Annotated in this window: 10 protein-coding genes; 8 read left to right on the forward strand and 2 right to left on the reverse strand. The window is 74.4% G+C overall.

Annotation, left to right across the window (positions count from 1 at the left end; genetic code table 11):
• Positions 1–237 precede the first annotated feature (237 nt).
• The 6 genes from ACIQ9P_RS21140 to ACIQ9P_RS21165 all read left to right on the forward strand — a co-directional run bounded on the left by ACIQ9P_RS21140 (position 238) and on the right by ACIQ9P_RS21165 (position 8,112).
• Entirely contained in the window at positions 238–1,110 is an 873-nt protein-coding gene (locus tag ACIQ9P_RS21140; protein WP_402358040.1) for an SIS domain-containing protein, read from the forward strand.
• 43 nt (positions 1,111–1,153) lie between these two features.
• Positions 1,154–2,146 (forward strand): ROK family protein, encoded by a 993-nt coding sequence (locus ACIQ9P_RS21145; protein ID WP_402358043.1) that lies wholly within the window; start codon positions 1,154–1,156, stop codon positions 2,144–2,146.
• Positions 2,143–3,090, forward strand: coding sequence for a 1-phosphofructokinase family hexose kinase (locus ACIQ9P_RS21150; RefSeq protein ID WP_402358046.1), 948 nt, complete (start codon positions 2,143–2,145; stop codon positions 3,088–3,090). The genes ACIQ9P_RS21145 and ACIQ9P_RS21150 overlap by 4 nt, the downstream gene beginning before the upstream one ends.
• A gap of 45 nt (positions 3,091–3,135) precedes the next feature.
• The gene (locus tag ACIQ9P_RS21155; protein WP_402358049.1) at positions 3,136–4,008 is read left to right on the forward strand and encodes a ketose-bisphosphate aldolase; all 873 of its coding nucleotides are present in this window, start codon (positions 3,136–3,138) and stop codon (positions 4,006–4,008) included.
• 291 nt (positions 4,009–4,299) lie between these two features.
• Complete coding sequence (locus ACIQ9P_RS21160) at positions 4,300–7,128, forward strand: TIM-barrel domain-containing protein (RefSeq protein WP_402358052.1); 2,829 nt, start codon at positions 4,300–4,302, stop codon at positions 7,126–7,128.
• Positions 7,129–7,554: 426 nt separating this feature from the next.
• Entirely contained in the window at positions 7,555–8,112 is a 558-nt protein-coding gene (locus tag ACIQ9P_RS21165; protein ID WP_402358055.1) for an exonuclease domain-containing protein, read from the forward strand.
• 65 nt (positions 8,113–8,177) lie between these two features.
• Here the strand turns inward: ACIQ9P_RS21165 and ACIQ9P_RS21170 are convergent, their stop codons facing one another.
• Entirely contained in the window at positions 8,178–9,677 is a 1,500-nt protein-coding gene (locus ACIQ9P_RS21170) for an APC family permease (RefSeq protein WP_402358058.1), read from the reverse strand.
• Between the two features lie 97 nt (positions 9,678–9,774).
• Here ACIQ9P_RS21170 and ACIQ9P_RS21175 point away from each other — a divergent pair, with 97 nt between their 5' ends.
• Complete coding sequence (locus tag ACIQ9P_RS21175; protein ID WP_402358061.1) at positions 9,775–10,404, forward strand: TetR/AcrR family transcriptional regulator; 630 nt, start codon at positions 9,775–9,777, stop codon at positions 10,402–10,404.
• Positions 10,405–10,474: 70 nt separating this feature from the next.
• On the opposite strand, the gene ACIQ9P_RS21180 is transcribed toward ACIQ9P_RS21175, so the two are convergent.
• Entirely contained in the window at positions 10,475–11,329 is an 855-nt protein-coding gene (locus ACIQ9P_RS21180; protein WP_402358064.1) for an ABC transporter ATP-binding protein, read from the reverse strand.
• 282 nt (positions 11,330–11,611) lie between these two features.
• Between ACIQ9P_RS21180 and ddaH the strand changes: the two genes are divergently transcribed.
• Positions 11,612–12,478, forward strand: a complete 867-nt coding sequence (gene ddaH, locus ACIQ9P_RS21185; protein WP_402358067.1) for a dimethylargininase — start codon at positions 11,612–11,614, stop codon at positions 12,476–12,478.
• The last annotated feature ends 139 nt before the right edge of the window (positions 12,479–12,617 follow it).

The raw sequence follows: 12,617 nt of genomic DNA on the forward strand, positions 1-12,617 counted from the left end.
TCGTCGACTCCACCGGCTACGACCTGGTCGCCGTCATGCGCCGCGGCGAGTGGATCCTCGGCGGCGACCGCTTCACCCCGATCACCACCGCCTGAGCCGCCCGGGTGCCGACGGCGCCTCGGGCCTCGTCGGCGCCGGGCGGAGCCTGCCTGCACAGTGGTGATCGATATTGCGCAAAGATGGCTCCAAGGGCTATAAATCAAGCATATTTGAGCAGAACCTGCTTGGAGGACAGCCATGAGCCATGTGGACGTGGAGATCGCCAGCCAGCCCGACTGCTGGCGGCGCGCACTCGATCTGACGCCCCGGGGACTGCCCGAACCGGGCGAGCGGGTGGCGGTGATCGGCTGCGGCACCTCGTACTACATGGCGCAGGCGTACGCCGCCCTGCGGGAGGGAGCCGGGCTGGGGGAGACCGACGCCTTCGCGGCCTCGGAGTTCCCCCACCGGCGGCGCTACGACCGGGTGCTGGCGATCACCCGCTCCGGCACCACGACCGAGGTGGTCGAGGCGCTCGGCCGGGTGACCTCGGGCGAGACCGTCGCCCTCACCGCCGACGGCGCGACCCCGGTCGCCGGCGCGGCCCGCTCCCTGGTGGTGCTGGACTTCGCCGACGAGCGGTCCGTCGTCCAGACCCGGTTCGCCACCACGGCGCTGGTCCTGCTGCGCGCCCACCTCGGCCTCGCCCCCGCCGACCTGCCGCGCCAGGCCGAGCTGGCGCTGACCGAACCGCTGCCCGAAGGGGCGGCCTCGGCCCAGCAGTTCACCTTCCTCGGGGCCGGGTGGACCTGCGGCCTCGCCCACGAGGCGGCGCTCAAGGTGCGCGAAGCCTCCTCCTCCTGGGCCGAGTCCTATCCGGCGATGGAGTACCGTCACGGGCCGGTCAGCGTCACCGCCCCCACCAGCGCCGTCTGGTTCTTCGGCGACCCGCCCGCCGGGCTGGAGGACGAGGTCCGGTCCCTGGGCGCCACCGTCTCGGTCTCCCCGCTGGACCCGCTCGCCGACCTGGTGCGGGCCCAGCGGCTGGCCGTCGGGCTGGCCGTCGCCCGCGGCTTCGACCCGGACCGGCCGCGCAACCTGACCCGCTCGATCATCCTGGACCGGCCGTGACCGCCCCGCTCCCCGGCGGACCCGGCGGCGGGGCGGCCGGCCCGTGACCGTCATCGCGCTCGACGTCGGCGGCACCCACGTCAAGGGCGGGCTGGTCGAGGGCGGCCGGCTGCTGACGGCCCGGCAGTGGCGCACGGGTGCCGAGCGCGGGCCCGACGCCGTCCTGGACACCGTCCTGGCCTGCGCGGAGGAACTGCGGGTCGAGGCGGCCGGGCGCGGGCTCGTCGTGGCCTCGGCCGGCCTGGTCGTCCCCGGGCTGGTCGACGAGGAGGCCGGCGTCTGCGTGCTCGCCGTCAACCTGGGCTGGCGCGACCTTCCGGTCCGCCGCCGGATGTCCGAACTCCTCGGCCTACCGGTCGCGTTCGGCCACGACGTACGGGCCGGCGGTCTCGCCGAGAGCCGGCTCGGCGCGGGCCGGGGCTGCCGCGACCTCGCCTTCGTCGCGGTCGGGACCGGCATCGCCGCCGCCCTGGTCATCGACGGCCGGCCCCACGCCGGGGCCCGCGGCTTCGCCGGCGAGCTCGGCCACCAGGTCGTCCGGCCCGGCGGCGACCCCTGCGGCTGCGGCAACCGGGGCTGCCTGGAGACCCTCGCCTCGGCCGCCGCCGTGAGCCGCCGCTACGCCGCGGCCACCGGGACCACCGGCGTCACGGCCGCGCGGGTCCGGGCGCTGGCGGCGGCCGGAGAGCCACCGGCCGTGCGGATCTGGACCGAGGCGATCGACGCCCTGGCCGACGCCCTCGCCACCCTGACCACCCTGCTCGACCTCGAACGGCTGGTGATCGGCGGCGGACTGGCCGAGGCGGGGGACACCCTCCTGGAGCCCCTGCGCGCGGGCCTCGCCGAGCGGCTGACCTTCCGTCCCGCGCCCGGACTCGTCGCCGCCGCCCTGGGACCGTACGCGGGCTGCCTGGGCGCGGGACTGCTCGCCGAGGACCTCGCGGCGGGCCCGGCGGCGGGCGCCGGGAACGGGACGGCGCCGGACCTCACGGGGAGCGCCGGAAGCGCGGGCGACGCGGGGGGCGGGCTCCGGTGATCCTGACCGTCACGCTCAACACGGCCCTGGACATCACCTACGGGCTGGCCGAGGTCGTCCGCCACGGCAGCAACCGGGTGACCGTCACCCAGCAGGCCGGTGGCAAGGGCGTCAACGTCGCCCGGGTGCTCGCCGCGCTCGGCCGGCCCGTCGTGGTGACGGGCCTGGCGGGTGGGAGCACCGGCCGGGCGGTCCGCGCGGACCTGGCGGGCGCCGGGATCGCCGAGGACCTCGTCCCGCTGGCCGGGGAGGCCCGACGCACGGTGGCCGTGGTGGAGAGCCGCCACGGCGACACCACCGTCTACCTCGAACCGGGCCCCGCCGTCACCGCGGGGGAGTGGCGGGAGTTCGCCACCCGCTACGAACGGCTGCTGGGCGGGGCCGAGGCGGTGGTGCTGTCCGGCAGCCTGCCGCCGACGCTGCCCGACGACACCTACCGCCGACTGGTGCTGACGGCGCACCGGCACGGCGTCCCCGCCGTGCTCGACACGGCCGGTCCCGCCCTGCTGGCCGCGCTCGGCGCCGGACCCGCGCTGGTGAAGCCGAACGCGGCCGAACTCGCCGCCGCCACCGGCACCGAGGACCCGCTGGCCGGCGCGGAGGCGCTGCGGGCGGCCGGCGCCCGGGCGGTGGTGGCCTCGCTCGGCCCCGACGGACTGCTCGCCTGCGCGCCCGAGGGCCGCTGGCGGGCCCGGTTGCCCGAGCGGCTGTCCGGCAATCCGACCGGCGCGGGGGACTCGGCGGTGGCCGCCCTCGTCGCGGGGCTGGTCGACGGCACTCCGTGGCCCGAACGGCTGCGCCGGGCGGCGGCGTTGTCCGGCGCCACTGTGGCAGCGGCCCTGGCCGGCCGGTTCGACCCGGTGGCCCGTGCCCGGCTGCTCGGCCTGGTGGAGGTCGAGGCCCTGGCGTCCGAGGACGCCGCCGACCGTGCGCCCGGTACCTGACTCCCCGCTTCGCTCCGTGAGACCAGAAAGGCCCCCGTCACCACCATGCCCCTCACCGGAACCGGCGAGATCCTCGCCCACGCCGTCCGACACGGTCACGGCGTCGGCGCGTTCAACGTCATCCAACTGGAACACGCCGAGGCGATCGTGGCCGGCGCCGAGGCCGCCGGCACCGCTGTCGTGCTCCAGATCAGCGAGAACGCCGTGCGCTACCACGGCGGCCTCGGCCCGGTCGGCGCCGCCACCGTGGCCGTGGCCCGGGCGGCCGCGGTGCCGGTCGCCGTCCACCTCGACCACGCGACCCGGGTGGACCTCGTCGACGAGGCGGTCCGGCTCGGCTTCGGTTCGGTGATGTTCGACGCCTCGGCGCTGCCGTACGCGGAGAACGTGCGCGCCACCGCCGGGGTCGCCGCCAGGTGCCACGCGGCGGGTGTCGCCGTGGAGGCCGAGCTCGGCGAGGTCGGGGGCAAGGACGGCGTGCACGCTCCCGGTGCCCGCACCGATCCGGGGGAGGCGGCCGCCTTCGTCCGCGCGACCTCGGTCGACGCACTCGCGGTGGCCGTCGGCACCTCGCACGCGATGCTGACCCGCGACGCCCGCCCGGACCTGGCGCTGATCGCCGAACTGCGCGCGGCCGTCCCGGTACCGCTCGTCCTGCACGGCTCCTCCGGGGTGGACGACGAGCACCTCGCTGCCTCGGTCGCGCAGGGCATGACGAAGATCAATATCGCCACCCACCTCAACAAGGCGTTCACCGGTGCCGTCCGCGCGACGCTCGGGGCCGACCCGGCACTCGTCGACACCCGGGTCTACCTCGGCGCGGGCCGGGCCGCCGTCACAGTCGAAGTAACCCGTCTGCTCGGGATATTGACGGCTGTTCAGCTCGGTCGTCCGGAAGGGGGACGGGTGTCACGGTAGCGACCGCCGGCCCGCGGGCCGGGCGTTCGGCCCCTTTCGTCCATCCTCGGCCCCCTCGGCCCCCTCAGCCCCCGTCGGACCGTCGCGGTCCGCCGGGGGCCGCCGGTCGTTCCGGTCCCGATCGCCGGCCTGTTCACGAGATGCAAATCTCTGCTCAATATTGCTCAAACAAGCCTTAGTTCAAGCACTTGACGACATGTCATGACCCTTGCTGTCATGGCGGGGCACCGCCTCCCCGGCCTGCGGCCATCGCCGCCCGGGCCTCCCTCACTCCCTCCCCAGGAGGACAGCGTGAGCGCTGCCGCCCCTCCCCGCGTCCGCCGACCACGGGCCGTCCGCCACCGCCGGACGGCCGCGGCCCTGATCCTGACCCTGCTCGGTGCCCTGCTGACCGCGCTCGGCCCGGCCCTTCCCGCCCGGGCCGCGACCGCCGGGAACGCCACCTCCGTCACCCGCGCCGGTGACACCTTCACCGTCCGGACATCGAGCGCCGCCGCCGTGCGGATCGTCGTCGCCCGCGCCGACGTGTTCCGGATCTGGCTCTCCCCGGACGGCTCCTTCGGCGACGACCCGGCCGGCTCCGACCTCGCGACCACCACCTCCTTCGGCCCGGTCGGCGCCACCCTCACCGACGCCGGTGCCTACTGGCGGATCGGCACCTCCGCGATCAGCCTGCGGATCGCCAAGAAGCCGCTGACCTTCGCGCTCTACCGGGCCGACGACACCACCCTGGTGTGGGCCGAGACCCAGCCGACCAGCTGGAGCGCGGGCCGGACCACCCAGTACCTCGGCCGCGCCGCGGACGAGCAGTTCTACGGCACCGGCCTGCACCTCGGCGAGTGGGCCCTGCGCGACCGCACCGTCCCGGTCGCGGTCTCCAACAAGTGGACCGAGGGCACCAACGCCAGCCCGGCGCCGTTCTACATGTCCACCAACGGCTACGGCGTCATGCGCAACACCTGGGCGCCCGGCTCGTACGACTTCCGCGCCCCGACCGCGCTCAGCCACGACGAGAAGCGCTTCGACGCCTGGTACTTCGCCGGCGACTCGCTCAAGGACGTGCTGGACGGCTACACCGACGTCACCGGCAAGCCCTTCCTGGCACCGATCTGGGGCCTGGAACTCGGCAACGCCGACTGCTTCAACGCCTCCAACCCGGACTACCAGGGCGACCACAACCGGGCCCGCCACCGGACCACCCCCGACGTGGTCGGCTACGCCGCCGACGCCCGCGCCGCCGACATGCCCTCGGGCTGGATCCTGCCCAACGACGGCTACGGCTGCGGCTACACCCAACTGCCTTCCACCGTCGCCGCCCTGAACGAGAAGGGCTTCCGGACCGGCCTGTGGACCTCCACCGGCCTCTCCGGCATCGACCAGGAGGTCGGCACGGCCGGCTCCCGGGCCGTGAAGACCGACGTCGCCTGGATCGGCAGCGGCTACAAGTACGCCTTCGACGGGGTGAAGCAGGCCGTCGAAGGCATCGAGGACAACTCCGACGCCCGCCGCTTCGTCTGGACCGTCGACGGCTGGGCCGGTACCCAGCGCAACGCCGTCGTCTGGACCGGCGACACCAGCGGCACCTGGGACGCCATGCGCTGGCACGTCCCCTCGATCGCCGGCGCGGGCCTGTCCGGCCTCAACTACGCCTCCGGCGACATCGACGGCATCTTCGGCGGGAGCCCGCAGACCTACGTCCGCGACCTGCAGTGGAAGTCCTTCACCCCAGCGTTCATGACCATGTCCGGCTGGGGCGCCACCAACCCCTCGGCCGGGTACCAGGACAAGCAGCCCTGGCGGTTCGCCGAGCCCTACGCGTCGATCAACCGCAAGTACCTGCAGCTCAAGATGCGGCTGATGCCGTACCTCTACACCATGGGCCGGACCGCCAACGAGACCGGCGTGCCCTCCACCCGCGCCCTGGTGCTGGAGTACCCGGACGACCCGGTGGCCCGGGGCAACGCCACCTCCGGCGAGTTCATGGCCGGGGACTCCTTCCTGGTCGCGCCGGTCGTCAGCGACACCGCCGTCCGCAACGGGATCTACCTGCCGGCCGGCAGCTGGACCGACTACTGGAGCGGCAAGGTCTACCAGGGCCCCGGCTGGCTCGACGGCTACGCCGCCCCGCTCGACACCCTGCCGCTGTTCGTCCGCCAGGGCGCGGTCGTCCCGATGTGGCCGCAGATGAACTACACCGGCGAGAAGGCCGTCTCCACCCTGACCTACGACGTCTACCCGCGCGGCGACTCCACCTTCGGCCTCTACGAGGACGACGGCACGACCCGCGCCTACCAGGACGGCGCCTACGCCCGCCAGCGGGTGGACGTGCACGCGCCGGCCGCCGGCCGGGGCGACGCCGTGATCAGCGTCGGCGCGGCCGTCGGCAGTTACACCGGGAAGGCCGCCTCGCGCGGCTACGAGTTCACCGTGCACAGCGCGACCGCGCCCACCTCGGTGTCGGTCGGCGGGGCGGCGCTCCCGGCCCTCGGCGGCAAGGCCGCCTACGACAGCGCGAGCAGCGGCTGGTACTACGACCCGGCCGACCGCGCCGGGGTGCTGTGGATCAAGGCCGGCAGCCGGTCCGAGGCGTTCACCGTGACCGCCGCCGGGATCACCGCGGCGCCCGGGACCCCGGTCGGCACCAGGTCGGCGCCGATCCCGCAGACCGGTTGGAAGGTCGTCACCGCCGACAGCCAGGAGACCGCCGGCGAGAACGGCTCCGCCGCCAACGCGATCGACGGCAACCCCGCCACGATCTGGCACACCAAGTGGTCCGGCGGCTCCGCCGCCCCGCTGCCGCACGAGATCCAGGTCGACCTCGGTGCCCGCTACGCCGTCGACGGCCTCGGCTACCTGCCCCGGCAGGACGGCGGCGTCAACGGCCGGATCGGCCGGTACGAGGTGTACGTCTCCGACAGCACCAGCGCCTGGGGCAGCCCGGTGGCCACCGGCTCGTTCGCCGACACGGCCGCCGCGCAACAGGTCTCCTTCACCGCCGCGTCCGGGCGCTACCTCAGGCTGCGGGTGCTCGGCGAGGCCGGGGCCCGGGGACCGTGGACCAGCGCGGCCGAGATCTCGGCCACCGGTACCAAGGCGCCACCGGGAGCTGCCACCGGCTGACCCCCGGGTGGGCGCCGGTGAACGCCGGTCACGAACGAAGGGCCCCCGGTCCCGCGCGGTACCGGGGGCCCTTCGGCCGTCGTCGGCCGGGTTCCACCGATGATCGGAAAGCTCCTTCGTTCGGGTGAAGGTCGGATTCGGTACCCGTCGGCTATGGGCAGAGCCCCGGGCATGACGACACCTCAGGACAAGCACCGACGCCGCCACCGTCCGGCCGCCCCCACCGCTCTGCCCGCCGTGCCGACCCGCGCCGCGCGGCCCGCGGTCCCGGCCCGGCCGCGCCGGTCGGGCGGCTGCTGCGGGACGTGGTCCAGCGAACACCTCACCCGGGACGCGAGGGTGGTGCGCACCGTCTGGCACGAACCCGCCTGCCGGGGCCGGAAAACCGGATGACCGGACGCCACCGCCGTCCCTACGCTCGGCCTCATGGACGGCAACGCGCGCCTGCTGAACGTGGTCGATGTCGAGGCGACCTGCTGGGAGGGGCAGCCACCGCCCGGCCAGGTGAGCGAGATCATCGAGATCGGCCTCACCGTGGTCGACCTGGACAAGGGCGAGCGCCTCGCCAAGCACCGCCTGCTGGTGCGCCCGGCCCGGTCGGAGGTGAGTCCGTTCTGCACCGGACTGACGGGGCTGACCCCGGCCGAGGTGGCCGACGGCCTCTCCTTCACCGAGGCGTGCCGGGCTCTGGCGGCCCTGCACCGGACCGGATCGACCCCCTGGGCCAGCTGGGGCGACTACGACCGGAACCAGTTCACCCGGCAGTGCGGCCGCACCGGCGCGGAGTATCCGTTCGGCCGGCACCACACCAACGCCAAGCCGGCCTTCACCGCCTCCTACGGCCTGCGCCGACGGCCGGGCATGGCCGAGGCGCTCACCGTGGCCGGCCTCCCGCTGGAGGGCCGCCACCACCGCGGCGACGACGACGCCTGGAACATCGCCGCCCTGGTCCTGGCCGTGGCGGCCCGTGGCGACTGGCCGTAGCGGCGCCCGGGACCGGTGCGGCCGGGGGAGCCGGGGGAGCCGGGGGAGCGGGGCGCCGGAGTTTCCTAGCGGACGGCGGGAGCGAGCTCGTCGGAGTGTCGGTGTTCGGGCGCCCCGGCCTCGCCCATCCGCCGGTCGGGGCGGCGAGCGAGCAGATAGCCGAGACCGGCGAGGGTCACCGTGCCGACGCCGAGCGGGGCCGCCCAGATCTGGTACCACGGCGCCCCGTCCGGGGCCAGGACGGCGCGCGGCCAGCAGATGTTGACCACCTCGAAGCCGGTCCACAGCACCGCGAGCAGGTTCAGCGGAGTGCCGAGGCGCCCGTAGCGGACCGCCCCGGCGGGCGTCCAGGTGCCGCGCAGCCGCGCGACCAGGGCGACCAGGGTGAGCAGGAAGAACGGTACGAAGGTGGCGGCGCCGCCGAAGGTGATCAGGCTGCCGATGGCCGAGGTGCTCAGCCCGAGCGGTAGCGCGGCGCAGCTGACCACCGCGGCGGCGACCAGGCCGCCGATCGGCGCCCGGTGCCGGTTGACCTTGCGGACGTGGCGGGAGAAGGGGAAGACGTCGTCCCGGGCGAGGGAGTAGAGGCCGCGGGCGGCGCCGCCCTGGGAAGCCATCAGGCAGGCGGTGAAGCTGATCAGGACGACCAGCACGAAGGGCTTGTCGGCCCAGCCGCCGAAGGCGTGGGTGATGGCGGTGGTGACCGGGTCGAGGTCCTCGCGGGCGACCACGTCGGCGGGGGCGGGGTGGGCGAGCGCGACCGCGACCGCGTTGAGGATCACCACGATTCCGACCGTGAGCAGCGACCACCACATGGCGCGGGGCACCTGCCGGGCGGCGTCCTTGGTCTCCTCGGCGGTCGACACGCAGGCGTCGAAGCCGATGAAGGCCCAGCCGGCGACGGCCACGGCCGCCAGGACGGCGCCGGTGTCGCTGATGCCCAGGGCCTTCGGCGCGTCCAGCATGTCGGTGAGCAGACCGAAGCCGTGCTCCCGGAAGAACAGCAGCAAAGTGAGGCCGACCAGGACGGAGGCGACCGCCTCGGCGGCGATGCCGAGGCCGACGAAGCGGCGCAGGAGGTTGATGCCGTAGGCGTTGACCAGGGTGCAGGCGAGCACGAAGCCGACCGAGGCGAGCACCTGTTCGGCGGGGGTGGGGACGGCGCCGAAGAGCGCGAACAGCCAGGGGGAGGCGAGGTAGGCGACGGTGGTGTTGCCGAACATCACGGCGAACTGCCACAGCCAGCCGCTGAGCCAGGAGACGCCGGGCCCGGCCAGGCGCTTGCTCCACTGGTAGGCGCCGCCGGCCAGTGGCCACTGCGAGGCCAGTTCGGAGTAGACGGCGACGACCAGGCACTGCCCGAGCAGGCACAGCGGCAGCGCCCAGATCCAGGCCCCGCCCGCGACGCCCATGCCGACCTGCACGGCCGCGTACAGGCCCACGACCGGGGAGACGACGGCGAAGCCCATGGAGATGTTGCCGAGCACGCTCAGGCTGCGTCTGAGCTCCTGCCGGTAGCCGAGCGCTGTCAGCCGGTCGTCGTCGGTCGGGGTGTTCTCGGTCACGGGCCGGGCCCTCCAGATAAAACTAACTTTGTTAGTGTCCGCTGTTGATCTGGCACGATAGCCCCCGAACACGAAGATCGGAAGAGGGGACCTTTCGGTGGGCCGACCGAGCAAGGCACTGCTGACCCGCGAGCGGATCGCGCGCGCGGCGCTCCAGGTGGTGGACGAGGAGGGTTCCGGCGGCCTGACCATGCGGGCGCTGGCGGAGCGGCTCGGAGTCAGGGCCGCCTCGCTCTACAACCACATCGAGAGCAAGGACGCCCTGGTCGACACCGTCTCCGAGCTGGTCAACGGCGAGATCGACCACACGCCGCTGGGCGACGCCGACTGGCGGTCCGGCCTCGCCGCGTATGCGCGCGGCTACCGCGCCGTCTTCCTCCGGCATCCGAACGCCGTCTCCCTGCTCGCCCGCCGCCGCGTCGAGGCCGACAACGCCCTGCGCGGTTACGACGCGCTGCTCGCCCTTCTCGGCCGGGCCGGCCTCGGACCGGCGGACGCCGCCGAGGTCGCCGCCGCCCTGGACTTCCTTGTGCTCGGCTCGGCCCTGGAGACCTTCACCGCCGGTTTCACCCGGGAACCGGCCGCCTACCGACCGCGGTACCCGGCGCTCGCGGACGCCCTCGACGACTCCTTCGCCCGTGGCGGCGGCGAGACGGGCCTCGACGACCGGGGCTTCGAGCTGGGGCTTCGCCTCCTCGTCGACGGCGTGGAACTGCGCACCCGGTAGCCGGACCCCGGTGGTCGCGCCGCCGGCCGTGGCCGATCGGTTTTCTCCCGCGCCCGCCGGAGTGCGGTGGTCAGCGGACGGTGGCGCGGCGGGCCGGGGCGAGCGGGACGACCAAGGGCGTGCCGGTCTGCGGGTCCTCGATCACCTGGCAGGGCAGGTCGAAGACGCGCTCCACCAGGTCGGCGGTGACGATCTCCCGTGGTGCTCCCTCGGCGACCACCACGCCGTCGCGCAGGGCGATCAGGTGGGTGGCGTACCGCGCGGCCTGGTTGAGGTCGTGCAGCACCGCGACCAGGGTCCGCCCCTGCTCCCCGTGCAGCCGCGCGCACAGGTCGAGCACCTCGACCTGGTGGGCGATGTCGAGGTAGGTGGTCGGCTCGTCCAGCAGCAGCAGCGGGGTCTGCTGGGCAATGGCCATGGCGAGCCAGACGCGCTGGCGCTGACCGCCCGACAGCTCGTCGACGTAGCGGCCGGCGAGGGTGTCGACGTTGGTGGCCGCCATGGCCTCGGCGATGATCCGGTCGTCCTCCGCCGACCACTGCCGGAACAGGCCCTGGTGCGGGTGGCGGCCGCGGGCGACGAGGTCCGCGACCGTGATGCCGTCGGGGGCGGTGGAGCTCTGCGGGAGCAGGCCCAGTCGGCGCGCGAGCTGTTTGGCGGGCAGCGAGCGGATCTGTTCGCCGTCGAGCAGGACCCGGCCGGCCGCGGGCTTGAGCAGGCGGGCGAAGGCCCGGAGCAGGGTCGACTTGCCGCAGGCGTTCGGGCCGACGACCACGGTGAACGAATCGTCCGGCACCGCCACCGAGAGTTCGGTGGTGATGGCCCGGTCGCCGTACCGCAGTGTCACCTTCTCGGCGCGCAGCCGTCCGTCGGCGGTGGCCGGGGTGTCGGTGGTCGGGGTGGTGGTGGACGGTGCGGGGGGCACGGCTGCTCCACTTCCGGTGACGGGGCCACAGGGGACCGGGTGCGCACGAGAGTTAGTAAGGTAAGGTTAACCTAACTACGTTGGAGCGTTTCCGAAGGGGCGGACCGGAGTGATCCCGGGGCCGCCGATGCGCGACCCCCGCACCCCCGGTTCTCCCGTTCCCCGCTCTCCCGCTCTCCGGCTCGCGTGAGCCGTTCCCCGGCCCGGACCGAGGGCGATCCCCCCGGTCCGGCCTCTCCCTGTGCCGTGCACAGAACCAGTCGAGTCTCACCGGAGGTCTACATGCCTGCAACGGACACGATCCCCACCCCGCTCGCCAAAGCCGCCGCGTCCGCGCACCGCGCCCGCGTCGCGACCCCGCGCCGCTTCCTGATGTGCGAGCCGCTGCACTTCGACGTCACCTACTCGATCAACCCCTGGATGGACCCCGGCAAGCCGGTCGACCCCGGCCTCGCCCTCGCCCAGTGGACCGCCCTGCGGGACCTGTACCGGAGCCTCGGTCACACGGTGGAGGTCATCGAACCGGCGCCGGGGCTGCCCGACATGGTCTTCGCGGCCAACGGGGCCACGGTCCTGGACGGGAAGGTGCTGGGTGCCCGCTTCCGGCACGTCGAGCGGACCGCGGAGGGGCCCGCCTATCTCAACTGGTTCGCCGGGAACGGCTACCGGGAGCTGCACTGGCCCGAGCACATCAACGAGGGCGAGGGGGACTACCTGGTGGTTGGGCGCAGGATCCTCGCCGGGTCCGGCTTCCGGACCGACCGCCGGTCGCACGCGGAGGCGCAGGAGTTCTTCGGGGTCCCGGTCATCGGGCTGACCCTGGTGGACCCGCGCTTCTACCACCTCGACACCGCGCTGGCCGTGCTGTCGGACGACGAAGTCATGTACTACCCGGCCGCGTTCAGTCCGGGCAGTCGGGGGGTGCTGCGCGAGCTGTTCCCCGACGCGATCCTCGCCGACGAGGAGGACGCCGCGGTGTTCGGGCTCAACGCGCTGTCGGACGGCCGCCATGTGCTGCTCCCGGCCGCCGCGACCGGCCTGCGGCGCAAGCTGGGCGAGCGGGGCTTCGAGCCGATCGGGGTCGACCTCACCGAACTGCTCTACGCCGGCGGCAGCGTCAAGTGCTGCACGCTGGAGCTGCGGTCCTGACCGTGGCACGGAAGTGGGGCCGGCCCCCCCCCCCGGCGGGGGGGGGGGCCCCCCCGGCCCCCGGGGGGGGGGGCGGCGGCGCCCCCCCCCCCGCCCCCCCCCCCCGCCGGGGGGGGGGGGGGGGGGGGGGGGGGGGGGT

The organism is Kitasatospora sp. NPDC094019, assembly GCF_044764505.1.
Classification (GTDB): Bacteria; Actinomycetota; Actinomycetes; order Streptomycetales; family Streptomycetaceae; genus Kitasatospora.

Excerpts from the sequence above, each read along its gene's own strand:
- ACIQ9P_RS21155 (WP_402358049.1), top strand. The coding sequence starts at position 3,136 with ATGCCCCTCACCGGAACCGGCGAGATCCTCGCCCACGCCGTCCGACAC.
- ACIQ9P_RS21140 (WP_402358040.1), top strand. The coding sequence starts at position 238 with ATGAGCCATGTGGACGTGGAGATCGCCAGCCAGCCCGACTGCTGGCGG.
- ACIQ9P_RS21165 (WP_402358055.1), top strand. The coding sequence starts at position 7,555 with ATGGACGGCAACGCGCGCCTGCTGAACGTGGTCGATGTCGAGGCGACC.
- ddaH (WP_402358067.1), top strand. The coding sequence starts at position 11,612 with ATGCCTGCAACGGACACGATCCCCACCCCGCTCGCCAAAGCCGCCGCG.